The sequence below is a fragment of the Marinobacter sp. V032 genome (assembly GCF_052645435.1).
Genome location: NZ_JBQXYE010000001.1, coordinates 104347 through 126212, shown reverse-complemented (window position 1 = coordinate 126212; position 21866 = coordinate 104347). Strand labels below are relative to the sequence as shown.

Below are 21866 nucleotides of genomic sequence, written 5' to 3'. Positions count from 1 at the left end.
ATCAATATACCCGCCGAACGGACGTCAGTATGTGTGCTGAGTTCCGGAAGGTAATGCTGTCAGGCATTGGGTAAGCCCTTCGGGCGTGAGCTGATCCGGCACCAGGGCCCGGGCAAACCCCGCTTTTCGGGCCTGTTCGGCCACCTGGGGTACAGGGACCACTAATGTGCGTTGCATCAGTTGCTTATCGGTATTCTTACCCAGTGCAATCAGATTGTTCAATGTTTCTGCGGACAGCACAATAATGGCGTGCGGATCAAAGTCTGTCAGCGCTGCGGTCATGGTGGCAGCATCATGCTCGGGGCAGGTGCGTTGATACAGCACCATGTCATCCACCCGTGCGCCACGTTCCCGCAACGTGCGACCCAGCAGCTCCCGACCTCCCGCCCCTTTTGCAATCAGCACGCGTTCGCCGGCGGGTGCTGCCAGTGCCGGCACTGACAGCAAGTGCTCGCTGGTGTAGCCGTTGGCTGGCGTCGTAACCGTCAGTCCTGCATGGCGCAGAATCTCGGCTGTACCGCTTCCTACTCCATACCAGTGTAGTCCGACTGGCCACTGCGGCCACCAGTCATCGGCATATTCCAGAAACGCACGGGCGGCGCCGGGGCTGACGGCGATAACGTGCTGGTACTCCGCCAGCTCCTGAATCCGGCTGCGGCGCTCCGGTGTATCGGGTGTCGGTGCCAGAGTCAGCATCGGCAGGCAGTGGGTTTCTGCTCCTGCTGCCTGCAGTGCCAGAGCGACACGATCGGCATCCGGCTGGGGGCGGCAGATGAGAATACGCATCCCCGCAAGCGTTGCGTTACTTGACGTCGAAGCCATAGATGTCAGCCAGAATGCGATTGGCACCTAACGACAGCAGATCTTCGGCGAGTTCGGTGCCCAGGCGTTCACCCTCAATCCGGGGGGCGCGACCTTCTACGCGATAGATTTCGGTGCCATCCACTGAACCGACCAGGCCGCGCAGCCAGATCGTGTCGTCGTCTTCAAGCAGGGCATAGGCCGCAATCGGCACCTGGCAACCGCCTTCGAGTCTGCGGTTCAGTGCCCGCTCGGCGCGGACCCGGTCGGACGAATCCTGATGGTTTAGCGGCTGGAGCAGCGCAATAAGATCGGCGTCGTCGGTGCGACATTCAATGCCGAGCGCGCCCTGGCCTACCGAAGGCAGGGAGACGGTGTCCGGCAATGCGTAGCGGATACGGTCATGAAAGCCGAGGCGCTTGAGGCCTGAGCTGGCCAGTACGATCGCGTCATAGTCACCGGCATCCAGTTTTGCCAACCGGGTGTTGACGTTGCCTCTGAGTGTGCGGATCTCCAGATCAGGGCGGTAGGCCCGCAGCTGGGACTCACGCCGCATACTGGCGGTGCCGACGATAGCGCCCTGGGGCAGTGCATCGACATTATCGAAATGATTGCTGACGAATGCGTCAGTGGGATCTTCCCGCTCGCAGATGGCGACCAGATCGAGGCCGTCCGGAAAGGTCATCGGCACATCTTTCATGGAGTGCACGGCCAGGTCAGCCCGGCCGTCGAGCATGGCTTCCTCGAGTTCTTTGACGAACAGACCCTTACCGCCAATCTTGGCCAGCGGGACGTCGAGTATTTTGTCGCCCTGGGTTTTGATGCCGAGCAGCTCCACAGTGATGTGGTCGTGCAGACGCTCAAGCTCCGCTTTGATGAATTCGGCTTGCCAGAGGGCCAGGGCACTATTGCGGGTTGCAATGCGCAGCGTACGTTTGGACATGATGGATGCTGTTCACTACTCGTTGGATGAAGCCGATAGCCTAACGCGAATGGCTTCAAATGTCGTGGTTGACCGTGTTGTTTTGTCTGCTTGAAGCGGGGCTAGCGGCCCTGTTGCTGCAACCATTCCCGGACGGCGCCAGCGTGACGGCGGCTGACCTGCAGCGATGCCGAGCCATCGTTGAGCTGAATCTGGTATTGGCCAGCCGGGGTGCGGGTCATGGCCTCGATAAAGCGTTTGCCGACCAGTGTGTGGCGGTGAATCCGAATCAGCGCTTCAGGGAAGCTGCTTTCCAGCTCTTTGAGCGTGTGATCGGTGACGGTTTCGCCGTTGCTGTGGCGCAGAGTTACGCACTTCTGATCAGCTTCACAGCTACGAATGCTGCTGACGTCGATCAGCACTGTGCCGCGATAGGTGCGCACGGCGAGCTTGCCTGGCTGGGGCCGCTGCTCGGCTTCCAGTGCCTGCAGCTGTACCCGGTTGATTCGTCCGGCGCGTGCCAGTGCGTCGGTCAGTGTTTCCAGTCGCACCGGCTTTAGCAGGTAAGCGATCGCCTGCACATCAAAGGCATTGATGGCGTACTGGTCGAAAGCCGTGCAGAAAATTACCGCAGGCGGCCGGCTGAGCTGGGTGATCTGGCGCGCCACATCCATGCCATCAAGTCCGGGCATGCGAATGTCGAGCAGCACGATATCCGGTTCGCATTCTGCGATGGCTTGCAGAACGTGGTTGCCATCGGCGGCTTCACCGCAGACGTCATAGTCGGGAATGGAGTCAACCAGGCGTTGCAGGCGCTCCCGGGCAAGAGGCTCATCATCTGCAATCAGGATGCGCTGGGGCATAAAGAAATTCCTGAATTCTGTTGTTGTATCGGTGGTTCCATACTCACTGAGTGGTTGTCCGCCAGGGCAGGCGCAGCGTAACAGTATAGCGGCCATCGTGAACGCTGTGCTTGAGCACCGCATACTCGTCGAACAGGGCATCCAGCCGGGCGCGGATGTTGGCAAGCGCAATCCGGTTGCCCTGGTGGCGGTCCAGTTTCTGGTCCGGCTCAGGGTTCTGGATCTGGATATAGACCGCGTTGCGCTTACGATAGGTCTCGATCCGGATTTCACCGCCCTCCGGACGTGGTTGGATACCATGGTAGATGGCGTTCTCGATCAGTGGCTGCAACGTCAGTGGCGGAATCGCTTGCGCGCCGAGGTCGTCATCCAGCTGCCAGGTCAGGGTCAGACGATCACCCAGGCGCAGCGCTTCAATGGCCAGGTAGCGCTGGCAGAGCGCCAGTTCCTCTTTCAGGGTGATCAGGCGATCCTGGGTGCGCAGGCTGGCGCGAAAGAGTTCCGACAGATCCAGCACCGCGTCTTCTGCTTGCGCGGGCCGGCTGGCGATCAGGCTGGCGATGGTGTTCATGCTGTTGAACAGGAAATGCGGATGAATCCTCGCTTGCAGCGCTGTAACCCGTGACTGCATTTCAGCCTGCTTCTGGCAGCGCCATTGATGCTGGAGATAGAAATAGCGCAAGGCCATCAGGGTGATAATCAATGCTGCCAGCATGTTGCGCCCGACCATATGGACCGAAAGAGAAGCGCTGGTCATGGGCAGCAGCTGGGCGGCGATCACAGTGAATACCAGCACGTCGGTCAGGACGACAGCGGTGATGATGAGGACGACCTGGGTGGTTGAGAAACGGCTCAGCCAGTGCCTGATGCTGCAGATCAGTGCGGCGCTGCTCAGCACCGTCCACTGGACGAATAACGATACCAGCCCGAAATAGTTCCAGTCGATCCAGCCCGATTCCGCCTGCAGAATGGATAGCAGCACGACGATCAGCTCGCTGATCATCAGCAACATGAATACTGCGCGCACACGGCAAAGGTCCGGTACGAAGAAATCGGTCGTCGTGTTTTCCTCCACCGGATCGGTTTTTTTGGCAGAGGTCAGGGACATCCGGGCACCTGTTGGGTAGACAGTGGTACAATCCCGGCAATTTTCAAAATCCGGGGTGTGCGCCCGTATAGGCGGCGCGTGTCCTGTATCCCGCCTTTGGCGGGAACACATTCAGTTAGCAGGAAAGATAGACCATGACTGACCAGAACAAGACCTCCGAAAAACCCTGGGGTGGCCGTTTCAGCGAGCCGACCGATGCATTTGTTGAACGCTTTACCGCCTCCGTAGGCTTTGATCAGCGCCTGTATCACCATGATATTACGGGATCTATCGCTCATGCGACCATGTTGGCGAAAGTCGGTGTGCTGACCGATGCCGAGCGTGATCAGATTATCGAAGGCCTGCGTGGCGTCAAGGCGGATATCGAGTCCGGCGCATTCCAGTGGTCGGTGAGTCTTGAAGACGTGCACATGAACATCGAAGCACGGCTGACGGACTGCATTGGCATTACCGGCAAGAAACTCCACACCGGACGCAGCCGAAACGATCAGGTTGCCACGGACATCCGCCTGTATCTGCGTGATGAAATCGACGTGATCCACGAAGAGCTGGTGCGCCTGCGTCAAGGACTGCTGGATCTGGCAGAGCGCGAAGCCGACACCATCATGCCGGGTTTTACGCATCTGCAGACCGCGCAGCCGGTGACCTTTGGTCATCACCTGATGGCGTGGTACGAAATGCTGGTGCGTGACACTGAACGTCTGCTCGACTGTCGCAAGCGGGTCAACATCATGCCGCTGGGCGCCGCAGCGCTGGCGGGCACCACCTATCCGATCGACCGGGCCTATACCGCCGAACTGCTGGGTTTTGACCGGCCTACAGAGAACTCGCTGGATTCAGTCAGTGACCGCGACTTCGCGATTGAATTCGGCAGTTTTGCCGCGCTGCTGATGACGCACCTGTCACGCTTCAGTGAAGAATTGGTGCTCTGGACGTCTTCCCAGTTCGACTTTATCGATCTGCCAGACCGTTTTTGCACCGGTTCATCCATTATGCCCCAGAAGAAAAACCCGGATGTGCCAGAGTTGGTGCGCGGCAAGACCGGCCGGGTGAATGGTCACCTGATCAGCCTGTTGACCCTGATGAAAGGCCAGCCGCTGGCTTACAACAAGGACAACCAGGAAGACAAGGAGCCACTGTTTGATATGGTGGATACCGTTAAAGGCTGCCTCAAGGCATATGCCGACATGGTGCCGGCCATTGAAGCCAAGGCTGACAATATGCGCATCGCCGCCAAGCGGGGGTTCTCCACCGCAACGGATCTGGCCGACTATCTGGTCAAGAAAGGCATGCCGTTCCGTGACGCGCACGAAGTTGTGGGCAAAGCCGTGGCCTTCGGTGTGGCTGAAGAGCGCGACCTGTCTGACATGACGCTGGAAGAGCTGGCGGTATTCTCGGATGTGATCACGGCTGACGTTTTCGACGTGCTGACGCTGGAAGGCTCGGTTCAGGCGCGTGATCATCTGGGCGGCACCGCGCCGGATCAGGTGCGCGCGGCTGTCGGGCGAGCCGGTCAATCTATGAAGACGGCTATGAAAACAGCCGTGAAGTAAGCTGTGACCATTGAGCACCGGGCCCGGCGGCTAGCCGATTTTCCCGGTGCTCAGTTCAACCGTTGCCGGTGCGAGATTCTCCAGCGGCTGCGGCATCGATAATCTGAATCCCTGCCCGAAATGAATCCCCAGCTTGCGTACCTGTCGCAGCGTATCGTCATTCTCGATAAAGGTGGCCACCGTGGTTTTGCCAGCGGTTTCGGCAATTCTGTGCAGTGCTTCGACCATCACCTGTTGTACCGGGTCTTCGTCCAGATCCTTCATCAGGCTGCGGTCCAGCTTGATCAGGTCCACCGGTAAGCGCGCGGCCAGCGTATAGCTCTGCACTGACGCCCCGGCGCCATCAAGCGCGACCCGGCAGCCCACCTCATGCATGGCATCGCAGAACACCGTCACGGCGTCAGAATACTGGGTCGCGTCGCTTTCACGGATCTCAAAGCAGAAGCGTTCGGCGGAGAACATTGAGTCGGTCAGCTGTTGGCCGACAAAGGCCGGGAAGCTGTCATCGAGCACGCTGGCCAGCGACAGGTTGAAACTGCAATGTTTCAGTCGCGGTTCCAGCAGCTTGTGTTGAGCCAGCCAGCTCAGGGTTTTGCGAATGACCCGGCGATCAATGTCGCGGGCCACATCAAAGCGCTCAGCGATGGGCAGGAAATCGTCTGGCAGCCAGACACCTCCCTCTTCGTCTCCATTGCCCAGTCGCGCCAGAATCTCGATGTGCTCGCCCCAGGTGGCGCTGGTGACCGGTCGCAAGGACTGATACATCAGGTTGATGCGGTCTTCGCTGACATACTGTTTCAGCCGGGCAAGCAACGCCTGCGCCTCGCTTTCCAGCAGAATTGAGCCTTGGTCCCGGTGTACATGAACGCGGTTCCGGCCGGCATCCTTGGCGGTCTGGCAAAGGTCGGCCGACAGTGCCAGCAAGGCCTCAGCCCCTTCAATGCGACTGCCATTGCCGAATGGCACCAGGCCGCCGCTGGCCGTGGTCTGCAACGAGTTGCCCTGCCACTCAAATACAAAGCCGCTTATTTTGTCACTCAGGTTGCGAGCGATTTTTCGGGCTTCAACTTCCGAACACTGATCCAGCAGCAGCGCGAATTTGTCCGCTGAGATGCGTGCCAGAGCGTCGCGCTGCCGCACGCGTGTGGACAGCATGCCGGCCAGTTCCCGTAAATAGCGATCGCAGGCACCGGCGCCCGCGGTTTCGTTGAAGCGGGTGACATGGTCCAGATCGATATAGAGCAGGGCATGGCCGGGCTTGCCCTCGCCAACGCTTTTAAGCGCTCTGTTGAGGCGGTGCAGCAGTTCGCGTCGATTGAGCAGGCCGGTCATTGGATCGTGACTGCTCAGGTAATTCAGGTTATCGCCGGTTCGCATCCGGTGCGTGATGTCCTGCGCAATATGGACGGCGCCGATCGTATGGCCCTGGGCATCACGCAACCGCTGATAGCGAATTTCAAAAACCGGTAGTTCCCGTTCCTGTCGGGCCAGTGGCATTTCCACGGTGAAGTGATCGCGCTGCATCGCGCGTTCCCACAACCGCTGGCCCAACCGGCGTTCATTGGGGAAGTCGGCGAGTAGTCGGGTCAGGTTGTCGCCGACCCGGGGGCGTTGGCTGAAGGTGCGTTCGAACTGATGCACCATCGGGCTGTTCACCGCCAGGATCTGCATGTCGGGGGCGACCGCCATGATCAGATTGTCAGAGGCGGCAAGCACCCCTTGCAGGATCTGTTCGATTTCAGTGCGGGCCTCGCGCTGTTGCAGGCGATCGGACAGGTCAACCAGTGTGCCGGCGATAGAGGTTATCTTGTCGCCTGTTTTCAATGCTCGGCCCGTCATGCGGACGTGGCGCAGGCGCTGTTGTGCCGTCAGGATATGAAGATCGCGACTGAATGCCTTGCCGGAGCGCAGGCAGCGACGAAACAGCGCGCGCACCCGATGCTGGTGTTCCTGAAAGTAGAAGAGTGCATGTTCAGGCGAGATGTCGGTACCGGGGCGCAGATCGAAGAGCTTGTAAAGGCCGTCAGACCAGCTGATGTTGTTGCTCTTGGTGTCCACCTGCCAGATGCCCAACTGGCCGGAGTTTTCAGTCAGTTTCAGCAGACGTGGATCGAGAGGTTCTTCACCGCGTGGCAAGATGGAAGCTGATGCCACCTGATCGGCGTCCGCAACATCAACCCTTACGCTGAATCGGGCGGTAAAGAAGAAGCCTTCACGATGACGCAGTGTCAGCATGATCGGCTCGCCACTGTCGAGCGATTCGCGATGGGTTGGGCTCAGTGGGTTGTCTTGTGGCGTGGCGGCCAGAGATGCAATCGCGACACCGGTCAGCTCGTGGGCGTCATAGCCCAGCACGGGATCGGCGTAAGTATCGGCATAGGTAATGATGCCGGCATCGTCGATACGCACGAGCGCGCGCCGCTCCTCGGGGGATGATGCCTCGCGACGATAGCGGCTGATGAAAAATTCCTTCACGCTGGATCCGCACCCTGTAGGTTATTATCGTTGTGGTTTTGAGTGGAGGCTAACATGATACTGCTAATGCCGCAGCGAGACACGACTGAATTAGAGCCGCTGCTGTGGTCATCTTTTGACTGATTAATCTCGAGGATAGCGCCGTCCGTGGCCTCTGCATTTCCGATCCTGCTCGACTTTGCCGATGGCATTGATCGCAAAACCCTGAAGCGCCTTTGCGACCGGTTCCTGAAGGTGAATCAGGCCCGTTGCGATCGCGCCCGAATGGCGTTGGCGACCCGCCAGCAGGTTGTGCTCGATCTGTTGCCGTTGCTGTTCCACCTCAATCATCCGGCGCTCCCCGGCTATCTTGATCACGCCTGCCCGCACGGCATTGCCCATTACACGCCCGACCCATCCGCCCTGGATGCGGCGCAGCGACTGGCCCGGTCGTTCCGGTCGCGCTCATCCGGTCGCAGGCTTGCCGATATTAGCGCCCTGTTTCTGATGGGAAGTCCCGGTACTATCGGTCATTCGGTGGCCAGCGACCTTGACGTCTGGCTTTGTTACCGGCCGGATCTCGCGCCGGAGGGTGTGGCTCAGCTGGAAAAGAAAGCGGCCGCGATATCCGACTGGGCCGCGACCCTGGGACTGGAGTTGCACGTGTTTGTCTTCTCGGCCGAAGACTTTCGCACCGGGCGGCAGAATGTTGAAGTGAATGGTGAGAATTGCGGCAGCGCTCAGCACTATTTGCTGCTCGATGAATTTTATCGCACAGGGATATATCTGGCGGGTTGTTATCCGCTCTGGTGGCTGATCCCGGCGGATCAGGAAGAACAATACGATGTGCTGGTGCGCCAGTTGCAGGATTGTCGCTTTATCCGACCGGATCAGTATATCGATTTTGGCGCCGTTACGCGGGTGCCGTCAGCGGAGTTTCTGGGCGCGGGTGTCTGGCAACTCTACAAAGGCATTGATGCGCCCTGGAAGTCTATCCTCAAGCTTTTGTTGATCGAGTGTTACGCCCGTGACGCTGATCAGCCGCTGTTATCTCGCGTGTTCAAGGAGCAGGTATACGCTGGTGTTACGGAGACCAACGCCCTTGATCCTTATGTGCTGCTTTACCAGCGCCTTGAACAATGGCTGTTGTCGCTGCAAACGCCCGAGCGACTGGCGCTGGTGCGCCAGAGCCTGTACCTCAAAAGCGGGCTACCGCTGAGCCGCCTTGAACGAAGCGACCGGTCCTGGCAAGGCGCCTTGCTGTCTGAGCTCACGCAGCAGTGGGGCTGGACATCTGCGGATATAAAGCAACTGGATGACCGGGAGCGATGGCGGATCAATGATGTGCAGATCCTGCGTCGCACCATTGTCGCTGAGCTTACGCACAGTTATCGCTTCCTGTCCCGAATGGCACGGAGTCATGCCGTCCGTGCGGCGATTCGTCCGACTGACATGAGCCTGCTGGGGCGCAAACTTTACGCGGCGTTTCAGCGCAAAGCGGGCAAAGTTGAACTGGTAAACCCCAACATTGCGCCGTCATTGGCAGAAGAGAACCTGTCGTTTCATCATCAGTCCACCCAGCCGGGAACCACCCAGTTAGCGGGCTGGTTGCTGTATCGCGATCTTGAAAGTCCCGCAGATGCGCACTGGCAACCCGTGATACGCCGCAGCGCCAGCCTGGTTGAGTTGCTGGTCTGGTGTCATTGCAACGGACTGCTGACCAGGGCGACCCGGCTCAATCTCCGCAGCGGCACCAGCCCGCTGACTATGGCCGGTCTGAGAACAATGATTGAATCTCTGCAGGCAGCTCTGCCGGTGCCATTAGCGCCAGCATCCCGGGACGCGTTGATGGCCGGCAGCTCGCTATTGCGTGTGGTTCTGATCGCCAACGTGGCGGTTGACCCGCAAGCGCCGCTTTCGGAAAAAGGCTTGCATAAACTGAGCGCCCGACACGATTCCCTCGGTTTCAGTGGAGGTCGGGAAAATCTGGTGCTGACGCTCGATCAGGTCGTGCTCAACAGCTGGCACGAGGTCTCGGTTCATCGCTATGAAGTGGGCGATATTCTGATTCAGTGTTTGAAGAACCTGCTGGCTGCGCGGGCAAAGGCGCCTGCGTTGAAACCCGAGTTGAGCGTTTGTTGCCCGGGCCTCGGGCACGCGGTATCCATCGAGCGTCGCTTGGCGATCTTGTTCGATGACGTTCAGAACCGCTTCTTTGCAAATGGCCGCGGCCCTAACTCCCTGCGCTATGTCATTGAAATGGGCCGGCGCTATTTTGTGCTGCAGTTTACTGATGGCGAGCCCGGCTTTGTGGCACTTGAGTCTTCAGAGGCGTTGCGTGAGCATTTGCAGAAACCCCAGCACACTTTCATGCCGATTGTGCTGGATCGGCATGCGTTGGAAGAAGATGCCGCCTTGCGGCTGATTTGTGATGCCAGTGAGCCGGACAATATCCAGGTGTTCTACCTGTTGAATGATACTGACGCTGAAGTGTGGGTGATCGATGAGCGGGGGTCCCTGAGCCATTGGCGCCAGCTTTGCAGTAATCGTCGACACTTGCTGGCGCCGGTGTTTCGCTTTCTGGGGAACCTGGCAGAGCGTCGCCAGCTGCGTGGTGCGCTGGTGGATGCAGGCGGCGAGCTTGCCATTCGCTGTATGGAATTGGTGCGGTCCCGAGGCCAGTGGCGCCTTGAACCCCGCTCTTTCTCGCCCGATGAGCAGCCGTTGGATGGCTTTGAGGTGCAGGCGGTGGGAGTCAGTGAGGGCGATCAGCCGCTGCGATTTGATCTGTTCTGTGATGAGCAGGAATTCACTGAACTGGATCATGGCGATCAACTTGCACGCGCTGTGGCCCATTACGTGACATCCCGGCGTCGGGGGCAGGGTAACTATCCTATTTATCTCACTGATGTCTATCTGCCCCACGACATTGACCCGCAGGCATATCAGCACGATCTGCAAACCTGCCAGTACCTGCACTACCGCATTGCGCTGGAAGCGGAACTGAACGCGGCGCTGAAGACTCCCGGATGATCTCGCACGGTTTAACCGCAGTGGGTATACTGCCCTCCTAATCCAATGAGGCTGTTGCAAAGCGTGGCGAGCGCTGTCGTTTTTGCCGCAGCCTCAATACCGCCGGAGCCTGATCTGATGATGGGTCGACGACTGATAATAGGCCTTGCCGCGCTGATGCTGGCCGGTTGTGGCCAGAAAGGACCGTTGTTCAAGGCGCCTGAGCCAGAGGCTGCGCCGGTCCAAAGTGAGCAACCGGCTGCTGCGCCGGAGAATGACAAGCCCGACGAACAGGGCGCTGCTGAATAACAGGAATCTGAATGGATCATTTTAATACCCGCGACGGCGCGCTTTACGCCGAAGATGTGGCACTGAGCGACATCGCCAGCCAGTTTGGAACGCCGGCTTATGTCTATTCCCGTGCAACGCTGGAGCGCCACTTTCGGGCTTATGATGAGTCCCTCGCTGATTGCCCCCACCTGATCTGTTATGCCGTCAAGGCCAACAGCAACCTGGCGGTGTTGAATGTGCTCGCCCGCCTGGGTGCCGGCTTTGATATTGTATCAGTAGGCGAGCTAGAGCGGGTGCTGCGCGCCGGTGGTCGGGCCGATCGTATCGTATTTTCTGGGGTTGGCAAGCAGGAACACGAGATGCGCCGCGCCCTGGAGGTGGGGGTTCGCTGTTTCAACGTGGAATCTGAAACCGAGCTTGATCGGCTGAATGAAGTTGCTGCGGCAATGGGTGTTACCGCGCCGGTGTCCTTGCGGGTTAATCCGGACGTGGATGCAGGCACCCACCCGTATATCTCCACTGGCCTGAAAGAAAACAAGTTTGGTATTGATATCGCTGATGCCCGGCGGATCTATGGCCACGCTGCCAGCTTGTCGAACCTTGATGTTCAGGGGGTGGACTGCCATATCGGATCCCAGTTGACCACGGTGGCGCCGTTTATGGACGCGCTGGAGCGGGTGCTTGCACTGGTTGATCAGCTTGCGGAAGACGGCATCTGCATTCGGCATCTGGATATGGGCGGTGGTCTGGGTGTGACCTATGACCAGGAGAAGCCGCCGTCGCCTGCCGATTACATGATCAAGGTGCGTGAGCGGCTGGCGGATCGCAAGCTGGAAATCATTCTGGAGCCGGGGCGTTCGATTGCGGCCAATGCCGGTGTTCTGCTGACCCGTGTCGAATTCCTCAAGTGCACTGAACATCGCAACTTCGCGATCATCGATGCGGCCATGAATGATCTGATCCGGCCCGCTCTCTACAGTGCCTGGCAGGCGATTGTGCCTGTATCGCCACGAGATGATGTGGAAGAGAAGGTTTACGATCTGGTTGGTCCGGTCTGTGAAACCGGTGATTTTCTGGGTAAGGACCGTCGACTGAGTCTTGCACCGGGTGATTTGCTGGCGGTTCGCTCGGCTGGCGCTTATGGTTTTGTGATGAGCTCCAACTACAACTCCCGCAACCGGCCCCCGGAAATCATGGTCGATGGCGCAAAAGCGCATCTGGTTCGGGAACGCGAAACCCTGGATGACCAGTTGCGGCTCGAATCCTGTTTGCCAGAGTGAGTGATATGAGCGATACGAAGCGCGGTGGTGCTAACCTGCAATTCACCAAAATGCACGGTTTGGGCAATGACTTTATGGTCGTTGACGCCATCAGCCAGCCATTTCGTATGCGCCCGGAAATAATAAAGGAGCTGGCGGATCGTAATTTTGGTATCGGATTTGACCAGTTGCTGGTGGTTGAACCGCCCGGATTGCCCGATGTTGATTTCCGCTACCGGATCTTCAACGCTGATGGCTCCGAGGTCGAACAGTGTGGCAATGGCGCCCGTTGTTTCGCCCGGTTTGTGCGGGACCAGCGGTTGACCAATAAAAAAGTCATTCGGGTCCAGACGGCAGGTGGCGTGATTGAGCTGCGGGTGGGCAAAGAAGGTTGGGTCACGGTGAATATGGGCGTGCCCGAACTTGAGCCTGAGCGGATTCCCTTCAATGCCACCGGTCGCGCACTGACTTATAAGGTGCAGGTGGGGGATGACAGTGTGGAGCTGTCTGCTATCTCCATGGGCAATCCACATGCCGTATTGCTGGTTGATGATATTGATACGGCGCCAGTGGAGGTGTTGGGGCCGGTGCTGGAATCTCACGATAATTTTCCCAAGCGCGCCAATATCGGATTTCTCCAGATTGTAGATCGCCAGAATGCCCGTTTGAGGGTGTTTGAACGGGGCTCGGGCGAAACCCTTGCCTGCGGCTCTGGCGCTTGCGCTGCTATGGTGGCGGGCCGTTTGCGCGGGTTACTGGACGAACGCGTCCGGATAGAGTTGCGTGGCGGGCCGCTTACCCTTGAATGGCAGGGCGAAGGGGCGCCTGTTATGATGGAAGGTCCTACCGCCCGCGTATTTGATGGCCAGGTGCGGGTGCCGGCAGACCCTGCCCGCAGAGTGCCGCGTTCAGGGCGGCAGTCGAATCGGAACAACAGAAGTAAATCCAGAAAAAAAGCTGGCGCTGGGACCTCTTGACGGGACTGGTAGTTGGATAACAAGAGTCGTGCCTTTGTGACTTGTATTACGCACTCCAAAAAGCGGGTGCTGCAACCACCAAGAGGCGGCCGAGAAAGGAGGATTCCGGATGACAGACCAGGCGGAACCGCAAACGTCGGGCACAGCGACAGAAGAAGATGTCGTTGCCTATCTGAAAGCACACCCAGAGTTTTTTGTGGGGCAGAGCGATCTGTTGCGCACCCTGACCTTGCCTCATGACAGCGGGCGCGCTATCTCGCTGGTTGAGCGCCAGGTTCATCTGTTTCGGGAACAACGGGATATGCTGCGCCATGAACTGGGCGAGCTGATTGAAATTGCCCGGCACAATGACCGGCTTTTTGAAAAGAGTAAGCGTCTGCTGACCCAGGTGATCGAAGCGCGCACCATCACCGAAATGGCGTCAGTCATCGACGACAGCATTCGTGGCGATTTCGGTCTCGATGCAGCCTCGCTGATTATTTTTGAGCAGGGCACGTTGAAGCCCGATGCCGATACTTCGGCTGCCGAAGGCGCGCTGGTCCGGGTGAACCGCAAGGAAGCAGAGACCCTGTTGGGTTCGCTGCTTGAGGGGCAGCGCGCCGTGTGCGGTCAGTTCCGTATTGATCAGCGGGCGTTTCTGTTTCCCCAGCGGGACACTCCCATTGCATCGGTTGCACTGGTGCCGCTTCGCCACGGCGATCTGCTCGGGCTGTTCGCGATTGGTAGCCAGCAAAGCGGCTATTTTGACGAGAGCATGGGGTCGATGTTTTTGTCATACCTGAGCGACACGCTTAGCCGCTTGCTGCCGCCTTTGATGGCGCGCCACAGTCAGTTGGAGCCGGTTTCCGACCAGGTAGCTGAATCCCGCTAATCGGCGCCCGTCGGGCGTAGAGGAAGTGGCAGAAGGTCGCGAACGCGGCGGTTTTGTCACACTCGCTGAAAGCGCCGACGAAACTGAGGTATGCGATGAGTGACTTACCGGACACGCTTGCCCTTTCAATGGCGGGTTTCGCCGAGCATCTTGCTTCCGAACGCCGCCTGTCGCCACATACCTGCCAACACTATCTCCGTGATATCGAGCGTCTCGCCGAAGAGTTGCATAGCCAGCAGCTGACGGACTGGAGCCAGCTCGATGTACATGGGTTGCGCCGTCATGTCGTTGAGCTGAGCCGGGAAGGCCTGGGTGGTCGCAGTATCGCCCGTCACCTCTCGGCTATTCGCCGGTTTTACGAATTCATGCTGCGCGAGGGTGCGGTAAAGGACAATCCCGCGCTTGATGTGCGCGCTCCCAAGTCCGGCAAGAAGCTTCCTCGTGTGGCCGACGTGGATCAGCTCAACCATCTGCTTGATGCTGACGCCGACGACGTGCTCGAAGTGCGCGACCGGGCCATGCTTGAACTGATGTATTCCTCCGGTTTGCGACTGGCCGAGTTGGTGGGGCTTGATCTGGTGAGCATGGACTTGTCGGGGGGCGAGGTTCGGGTGTTGGGTAAAGGCAGCAAAACCCGCATTTTACCAGTGGGGCAGAAAGCAGTATCTGCACTGAGCGCATGGCTGGATGTGCGTGCGTCGCTGGCCAGAGACGGCGAGGAGGCGGTGTTCCTCAGTCGGCAGGGCAAGCGGCTGAGCCCGCGCAGTGTTCAGGCCAGACTTAATCGCTGGGGCTTGTTCAAAGGGGCAGACCAGCGTCTGCATCCTCACCTGTTACGTCACTCGTTCGCCAGTCACCTGTTGGAATCAAGTGGCGATCTCAGAGCCGTGCAGGAATTGCTCGGGCATGCCGATATCTCGACCACGCAGATTTATACGCACCTTGATTTTCAGCATCTGGCCAAAGTTTATGATGCCAGCCATCCGCGAGCCCGTCGCCGTCCCGGCCCCGCTGCATCGCGATTGCAGGCAGAAAAATCGTCTTCACATGACGGTGACTAACAACGCCTGGTAGCGCATTGAGCTGGTGGCGAGCTAGAAAGACCTGCCGCCTGCGTCTACTTTTACAAAGAGGTCACGGCAAACGCGTTGCGTGCAACTGTCATTTCATATCAACAGGTTTTAATTGCGAGTGGGACTAATTGGAATGAACCAGAGCGACTGGCAGGAAGAGCGATACACGCTGCAAAGGCTTCTGGTAAGAGCAACGCTTTTTGCTGAAGGGCTGGACGGCGAGCTGGATCGCCTACTTGATGGTATTCGGGACGAGTTGCGGGGCGAGAGCGGCAACCTGGTGAACCTCAAGCGTGCTCAGGCCGGTCTCGACAAAGCGCTGGTGCGACTCGATGCCCGCAAGGTGGACGATCAGGCACATTTGGTCGAGAGCCTGTCACGGCTGCTTGCCGCCATCGATGAGACTGCCGGCGACAGGCTGGCTCGCAAGGATATCCGCCAGCTCGACAAAGCACTGGGCAAACTTGAAGACGGCGTTCGCCCTCTCAACACCTGGCTGGCCGGACTGACCGGGCTGGTTGAGTCCTGCGCACCGGCTGAGGGCCAGGCCAAACCGTCCTGGCGACGGCTGTTCTCCCGGGATAAAGACACCGCAGCAACGCCGCCGGCTTTGGATGCAGAGTCGCGCGATGCGGACGATGCAGACATTCGCAATTCTTCGGCTGTTAATAGCCCAGCCAGCCCTGAACCCGCCGCCGCTGCCCCGAATCAGACTGGCGCGCAGGATGACAGTTCAGGTGACGACCGGCTCAGAATCGCGCGGCGTATTGGCGAGCTGATCGGCCATATGCTGGCTCAGGTCAGCCTTGAGTCGTCTATGCAGGCCAAGGCGCAGCATCTGAAATCACTGCTGGATCAGAGTCAGGACTGGGACACCATCCGCGACGCACTGAACGATATTCTGGATCTGGTCGTCGCTGCAATGAGCCAGGGGCGATCGGAGTTTGAAGACTTTCTGAAACGTCTCGATGAGCGATTGCTGGCGCTGAAGGAAAACTGTGCAGCACAACTGGAGGCCAATGCAGATCGCCGGAGTGCCACCGAATTGCTGGACCGGGAACTGAATACCCGTCTGCAAAGCATTGGTGATGCGGTGGACACCTCATCCAGTCTGAACGATCTGAAAGCGTCGGTCAGCGACCATATTCAGGCTCTTGCTGAATCTTTCAGCCGTTACCGGGAAGGTGAGGGCCAGCGTGAACAGGTGCTGCAGGAGAAGCTGGCCGCCATGCAGGAAAAACTGGCGGGCATGGAAGTCTATTCCGAACAGGTGCAGGATCAACTCAAGGCCGAGCGTTCGCGGGCCCTCACGGATGCGCTGACCCAGCTGCCAAATCGGGAGTCGTGGCAGCAGCGTCTCGAGTTTGAGTATGAGCGCTGGGCCCGTTACCGGAATCCGGTCACGATGGCGGTTGTTGATATCGACTTTTTCAAGAAAGTGAATGATTCGTATGGCCACAAGGCCGGTGACCGGGTAATACAGCTGGTAGCAAAAACCCTGAAAGATCGCCTGCGATCAACTGATTTTGTGGCGCGTTACGGTGGAGAAGAGTTTGTTGTGCTGATGCCGGAAACGGAAATTGACGTGGGCTACCGTGTACTGGACGGTTTGCGTACCCATGTCGCCGAACTGCCGTTCCACTTTCACAGCACGCCGGTGCACATCACCCTGTCTGCAGGGATGGCAGCCTTCGGCGCAGCCAATACGGTTGATGAGATCTTTGATCTGGCCGACAAGGCGCTATACAAAGCCAAGCATGCCGGCCGAAACCAGGTGGTCCGGGCGTAATGCCAGGCTCGCCCGATGCCGGTCTTCGTTTAGTGTCTTAAACGCGCATCCAGTTCATCAATGACCTCCGCCCAGTCGGAGTCGTCGTCGATACCCTGATGCAGAAAACCGGCTTGAGCCTTGTTCCAGAAAGCCGCATCGGCAAGAGCAGTTTCCGGCGGTAACGGCGCGTGGCGGGCGATGAAGTCGTCGACGCTTTGAGTGTCGGATGGCAGGCCGAGTTGCTCAAATAATGTGGAAAGTGTGTGCTGGCTCATATCCATGATGAAACCTCCTTCAGTGCGATGATCGCCTGCAGCGCAGGCCGTCCTTCATTTGTTAACATGCTGATCTGAATAAATCCAGTTCATTGCCAAAGGATAATCTGTGATCCACCGCCTTGTTTTTTGGTGTTTCTGTTGCCTCATATTGATACCGGCGGCCGGGGTGCTTGCCGATCCGCGTATGCCATCGCCGCTACCCGTGCTGGGGGCAGAGGATCTGAGCTGGCTGGCTCAAAACGGGCCACTACGAATTGGTATTGCCGGGCAGCGAAAGCCATTGGCGTACATTGCGGCGGATGGCGAGATGGCGGGCACTCATCCGGCTTTCGCCCGGCTGGTTGCAGAAAAGCTCGACGTGCAGGTCGAACTGGTTCCGGGGGCTCCTGTCACGCTGGAGACGCGGCTTCAGCAAGGCGAGCTGGACGCCATTGTGACGCTTTACCAATCGCCCCACAGCGCCCCTGAAATGCTGTTCACTGACAGCATGATGTCACTCAACTATGGCCTGTTTGCCAATGCGGACGACGCATCGGTGCAGCGGCTGTCTGATCTTGAGCACAAGCGTGTGGCGCTGATCTCCGGCGACAGTCACCAATACAGCTTGTTGGATTCGGTGAAATCATTCCGCCCGATTCCTGTGCGCAGTGTCAGCGAAGCGGTGAATAGCATCACGTCGGGTCGGGCTGATGCCTTTTTTGCGCCCATGCCGGTGATTTCCGATTATCTGCGGGCCGGGTTGATCAACCAGATCTCGCTTGTGGCGGTGCTTAACAATCAGCCGGCCGAAGTGGTGTTCGCCACGGCGGCAAACAACATTCGCATGCAGCGCATTCTGAACGCCGGTGTCAATGCCGTCAGCGGCCAGGAAAATCGCGCGATTCTGGATGACTGGATTGGGTTCGAGCTTGCAGGTAAAGCGCCGGACAATGAGGTCAGCATTTCATCCCAGGAACAGCAATGGCTGAACCGTCATCCGGATTTGAAAGTGGCGTTCCGCCGTGACTGGCCGCCTTTCGAATTTTACGAGGATGGTCGCAGCACCGGGCTGGTACCGGATCTCGTCGGCAAGCTGGGTGACCAGCTCAATATCCGTTTTTCCAGCCCGAAAATTGACGACTGGTCCACTGCCGAAACCATGCTGCAAAACGGCGACGTGGATATTATTCCCGCCTTGCCTCGCACACCACGGCGGGAAAACCTGTTTCTTTTCACGCGTTCATACCTGAGCCTGCCCATTGCGCTGGTTATCCGTGACGACGGGCGGTTTATCGGCGATCTGCGTGAGTTGAGAGATGAGCGCGTCGGGGTTGTGCGACAACAGGCCAGCCATGAATACCTGCTGATCAACCATCCCGAACTGAACCTGTATCCGGTTGATAATCTCGAAAAAGGTTTGCTTGGGCTATCCAATGGCGATCTGGATGTGATGGTAACGCATATTCCAGGCGTCAGTTACACCGTGGCCCACTTGGGTTTGTCGAACCTGAGAATCACCAGTATCACGCCCTATCAGTACGAACTGAGGCTGGCCGTGCGAAAAGATGAGCCGGAACTGCTGCGAATTCTGAATAAAGGACTGGGCAGCCTGAAAAAGCAGGATTACGACACCGTCTACAATCGCTGGATCCATCTCGATATCGAACAGGATATCGACTATACGGTGGTCCGTCGGGTAGTGCTGATCGCCATCGTCGTGGTGCTGATTTTTCTTTACTGGAACCGCAAGCTATCGCGGGAAGTGGATGAGCGCATCCGTTCGGAGAACGCCCTTCGGGACAGTGAGGATGAGTTACGCGCAGCCAAGCTTGAAGCCGAGCAGTTGGCGCGAGCGGCGGAATCCGCCAGTCGGGCGAAAAGTGAGTTTCTTGCCAACATGTCCCACGAAATTCGCACCCCGATGAACGCGGTAATGGGTTACAGCGAGTTGCTTGAAGGCAGCGTGACGGATGCGCGCCAGCGGGGTTATATCGAGTCCATCAAGGCCGGTAGCCGAAGCCTGCTGACGCTGATTAACGACATTCTCGATCTGTCCCGCATTGAAGCGGGCAAAATGAAGCTTGAGTTTGGTGCGCTGGACCTGCAGCGATTGCTGGAAGATGTGCAGCGGATTTTCGAGATTCGCGCCCGTGCCCGCGATCTGACGCTCAGTGTCTCGCTGGCTGATAATATTCCCGCCGCCATGGTGCTGGATGAAACGCGGTTGCGGCAGGTGTTGTTCAATTTGGTGGGCAATGCCATCAAGTTTACCCACGAGGGTGAAATTCGCATTCATGCCCGTACCGAAAGTTGCCACACGGACGAGACGAGGGATGAGTGCCAGCTAGTGATAGAGGTGACCGATACCGGCATCGGTATCCCTGAAGACCAGCAGGATCGTATTTTCGATGCGTTCGAGCAGCAGGAAGGGCAAAGCAACCGGCAGTACGGCGGAACGGGCCTGGGGCTGGCCATCAGTCGTAAGCTGGTGCGGATGATGGGCGGGGAGTTGACGGTAACCAGTCACGCTGGTGAAGGTTCTTGCTTCCGGATCGTATTGCATGATGTGGCCACGTCGTCTGCCGGGCCGGAATCCAGTCGTGATGAGGCAGTGGTTTACCGGTTTGATAACGGTCTGGTGCTGGTGGTCGATGATAACCAGATCAACCGTCAATTGGTTCGGGACATGCTGGAACCTGTGGGATTGCGGGTCATTGAGGCGAGTGATGGTGCCCAGGCGCTGAATGTGGCGAATGAATGCCTGCCGGATGTCGTGCTGATGGATATCAGGATGCCAGTCATGGACGGTTTCAGTTGCCGCAAAGCCATGCACGAGGATGACAATCTGGCCGCTATCCCCGTTGTGGCGCTAACAGCATCGGTGATGCCGGGTGATGCTTCCCGCATCGACGAGGCCAGATTTGACGGCTTCCTGCAGAAGCCGGTCAGTCGTCAGGTTTTACTGGGTGAACTGGCGCGCTTTATGATCCATGAGACCGATCAGACTGACGATGAAGCTGAAGGCGATGACGCACGGCCGGAACTGCAAGTCGTGACCAACAGCTATCTGCGGCTGCAACTGGCTGAAGAGTTGAAGCAGACCTTCACCGATGACTGGCAGGCCACCCGCGGCAGCGGTGACCCTGAACAGCTGTCGCTGTTTGCCGGGCAGCTCGTGGAGTGGGGGCGTGATCGGGGTGTGCTGGAAATTGTTGAGTATGGCCGTGAGTTGCAGGAGGAGATTGACGCGTTCGATCTGGATAGCGTCCACGCCCGGCTGGAGCTGTTCCCTGAATTACTCAACGATGAGCCGCAGCAGGAGCCTTAAAGGCAGTCGTACTGGGACTGACGGTCAAATGCGACTGACACCATGTCATACCCCTGGTTGCTCAGGCGTTGCATCAGTTCCCGGTCGCGAATCATGGCCATGCAGATCGTGTTAATACTGGCTTGCAGTCGGCCATCGTCCGGCATCTCCTGATAGCGAAAATCGACGATCAGGTACTTGCGTTCGTAATTCGCCGATTCAGGAATATCGTCGCGATCAACGCTGGTCATGCCGATATAGGTAGGCCCCTGTTTGAACAGCCCGCTCATCAGCAGATCAATGTTTTCAGCATGCGCTGCGGGCATGGCAGAAAGCAGACCGAACAGAGCCGCGACAGTGAGTGACAGTGCACTGCGCCCCTGACGCCTGGATGAGTTGACCAATCGGTTGCTGGGCATAAGATGGCCTTGCCTGATGCATGTAACATTCTGTAACTATCTGTTGCGAATCATTATGACAAAGGAATGAAAATCTGCTTAGTGGCGGCCGCATATTTTTTCATTTGTTTGCAATGCGGCTGTGTCAGGAAGAGAGGGCGTTCTGGCGGACATTTCAGCCCGTCGGTGGCAGGCGGTTTTGGCAGCACGATATTCTGCGGGTGGGGTACACTGTAAAAAAACTGTCGGAACGTCAACGGCAGACAACAGGGCTTTGGCCTGTACCCATGAACCGGATTCACGATCGGTAATCAACGGGGCATGGTATTTCGGGGGAATCAGATCATGTATCAGTTAGTGTTCAGAGGCGAATGCACGCCACAAACCGATGAAGCAACCGCACGCGCCAACGCGATGGCGCTATTCAAGGCAACGGTTGATCAGGTCGACAGGATGTTCAGCGGTCAGCGCGTCGTGATCCGCAACAAACTCGATGAAGCCCAGGCCGGCAAGTACGAGGCGGTGTTGCGAAAGCACGGCATGATCGCCCATATCGAACCGATGGAAGGGACCGCGCCACCACCACCGGCTGCTTCACCTGCACCGGTTCAGGCGCCCGAGCCTGCACCGACGACCCCGCAAGCACCCGCCGCATCTGAGAGCAGCTCTCAGGTCCCTGTCGAGCCGGGCGACCGGCTTCAGGTGGCTGGTGAAAAGGTTGATGCCATTCTCTCGGGTTCTTCTTTACGTGTGGAGCAGGCTCACGACCGCCTGACGGAAGAGCGCCATGTTGATGCCCCCATGTTTCAGCATCTCGATGAATGGACCCTGGCACCGGCTGGCAGCACGCTGGTTGAAAAGAAAGAGGAGATCCCGACCGCGGTGCCGGATATTTCCCATTTGTCACTGGTCAGTGACGAAGGCGATCGCGAATAATAGGCCGGCCATA

At 58.1% G+C, this 21866-nt stretch carries 17 protein-coding genes; 10 read left to right on the top strand and 7 right to left on the bottom strand.

Annotated features, from left to right (window positions below; genetic code table 11):
- Window positions 1-24: 24 nt before the first annotated feature.
- The 4 genes from ACUN9X_RS00580 to ACUN9X_RS00565 form a co-directional block, all read right to left on the bottom strand.
- Window positions 25-822 carry a uroporphyrinogen-III synthase gene (locus tag ACUN9X_RS00580; protein WP_260036797.1) on the bottom strand — a complete coding sequence of 266 codons (798 nt, stop codon included), beginning with the start codon at window positions 820-822 and terminating at the stop codon, window positions 25-27.
- On the bottom strand, window positions 803-1744 hold the full coding sequence (gene hemC / locus ACUN9X_RS00575; RefSeq protein ID WP_445471869.1) for a hydroxymethylbilane synthase: 942 nt from the start codon (window positions 1742-1744) through the stop codon (window positions 803-805). The genes ACUN9X_RS00580 and hemC overlap by 20 nt, the downstream gene beginning before the upstream one ends.
- 101 nt (window positions 1745-1845) lie before the next feature.
- Window positions 1846-2586: a LytR/AlgR family response regulator transcription factor gene (locus ACUN9X_RS00570; protein ID WP_260036794.1), complete on the bottom strand. Its 741-nt coding sequence runs from the start codon at window positions 2584-2586 to the stop codon at window positions 1846-1848.
- A gap of 43 nt (window positions 2587-2629) precedes the next feature.
- Window positions 2630-3694: a sensor histidine kinase gene (locus ACUN9X_RS00565; protein WP_445471868.1), complete on the bottom strand. Its 1065-nt coding sequence runs from the start codon at window positions 3692-3694 to the stop codon at window positions 2630-2632.
- A 134-nt stretch (window positions 3695-3828) separates the two neighbouring features.
- Here ACUN9X_RS00565 and argH point away from each other — a divergent pair, with 134 nt between their 5' ends.
- Window positions 3829-5247, top strand: a complete 1419-nt coding sequence (gene argH, locus ACUN9X_RS00560; RefSeq protein WP_445471867.1) for an argininosuccinate lyase — start codon at window positions 3829-3831, stop codon at window positions 5245-5247.
- Between the two features lie 30 nt (window positions 5248-5277).
- Here the strand turns inward: argH and ACUN9X_RS00555 are convergent, their stop codons facing one another.
- Window positions 5278-7722, bottom strand: coding sequence for an EAL domain-containing protein (locus ACUN9X_RS00555; RefSeq protein WP_445471866.1), 2445 nt, complete (start codon window positions 7720-7722; stop codon window positions 5278-5280).
- A 147-nt stretch (window positions 7723-7869) separates the two neighbouring features.
- Here ACUN9X_RS00555 and ACUN9X_RS00550 point away from each other — a divergent pair, with 147 nt between their 5' ends.
- The 7 genes from ACUN9X_RS00550 to ACUN9X_RS00520 all read left to right on the top strand — a co-directional run bounded on the left by ACUN9X_RS00550 (window position 7870) and on the right by ACUN9X_RS00520 (window position 16973).
- A complete protein-coding gene (locus ACUN9X_RS00550; protein ID WP_445471865.1) occupies window positions 7870-10734 on the top strand; it encodes a class I adenylate cyclase in 2865 nt (954 codons plus the stop codon).
- A 117-nt stretch (window positions 10735-10851) separates the two neighbouring features.
- Window positions 10852-11022, top strand: a complete 171-nt coding sequence (gene lptM / locus ACUN9X_RS00545) for an LPS translocon maturation chaperone LptM (RefSeq protein ID WP_260036789.1) — start codon at window positions 10852-10854, stop codon at window positions 11020-11022.
- A gap of 11 nt (window positions 11023-11033) precedes the next feature.
- A complete protein-coding gene (lysA, locus tag ACUN9X_RS00540; protein WP_445471864.1) occupies window positions 11034-12284 on the top strand; it encodes a diaminopimelate decarboxylase in 1251 nt (416 codons plus the stop codon).
- Window positions 12285-12289: 5 nt separating this feature from the next.
- A complete protein-coding gene (dapF, locus tag ACUN9X_RS00535; RefSeq protein ID WP_445471862.1) occupies window positions 12290-13240 on the top strand; it encodes a diaminopimelate epimerase in 951 nt (316 codons plus the stop codon).
- A gap of 109 nt (window positions 13241-13349) precedes the next feature.
- A complete protein-coding gene (locus tag ACUN9X_RS00530) occupies window positions 13350-14111 on the top strand; it encodes a DUF484 family protein (RefSeq protein WP_445471861.1) in 762 nt (253 codons plus the stop codon).
- 95 nt (window positions 14112-14206) lie between these two features.
- Window positions 14207-15172: a tyrosine recombinase XerC gene (gene xerC, locus ACUN9X_RS00525; RefSeq protein ID WP_445471860.1), complete on the top strand. Its 966-nt coding sequence runs from the start codon at window positions 14207-14209 to the stop codon at window positions 15170-15172.
- Between the two features lie 145 nt (window positions 15173-15317).
- A complete protein-coding gene (locus tag ACUN9X_RS00520) occupies window positions 15318-16973 on the top strand; it encodes a diguanylate cyclase (RefSeq protein WP_445471859.1) in 1656 nt (551 codons plus the stop codon).
- Between the two features lie 29 nt (window positions 16974-17002).
- On the opposite strand, the gene ACUN9X_RS00515 is transcribed toward ACUN9X_RS00520, so the two are convergent.
- Complete coding sequence (locus ACUN9X_RS00515) at window positions 17003-17236, bottom strand: DUF2789 domain-containing protein (protein ID WP_260036779.1); 234 nt, start codon at window positions 17234-17236, stop codon at window positions 17003-17005.
- Window positions 17237-17399: 163 nt separating this feature from the next.
- On the opposite strand from ACUN9X_RS00515, the gene ACUN9X_RS00510 reads away from it, so the two are divergent.
- Complete coding sequence (locus tag ACUN9X_RS00510) at window positions 17400-20540, top strand: transporter substrate-binding domain-containing protein (RefSeq protein ID WP_445471858.1); 3141 nt, start codon at window positions 17400-17402, stop codon at window positions 20538-20540.
- On the opposite strand, the gene ACUN9X_RS00505 is transcribed toward ACUN9X_RS00510, so the two are convergent.
- Window positions 20537-20938, bottom strand: coding sequence for a hypothetical protein (locus ACUN9X_RS00505; protein ID WP_445471857.1), 402 nt, complete (start codon window positions 20936-20938; stop codon window positions 20537-20539). The two genes, ACUN9X_RS00510 and ACUN9X_RS00505, sit on opposite strands and share 4 nt — an antisense overlap.
- Window positions 20939-21262: 324 nt before the next feature.
- Here ACUN9X_RS00505 and ACUN9X_RS00500 point away from each other — a divergent pair, with 324 nt between their 5' ends.
- Window positions 21263-21853: a hypothetical protein gene (locus ACUN9X_RS00500; RefSeq protein ID WP_445471856.1), complete on the top strand. Its 591-nt coding sequence runs from the start codon at window positions 21263-21265 to the stop codon at window positions 21851-21853.
- The last annotated feature ends 13 nt before the right edge of the window (window positions 21854-21866 follow it).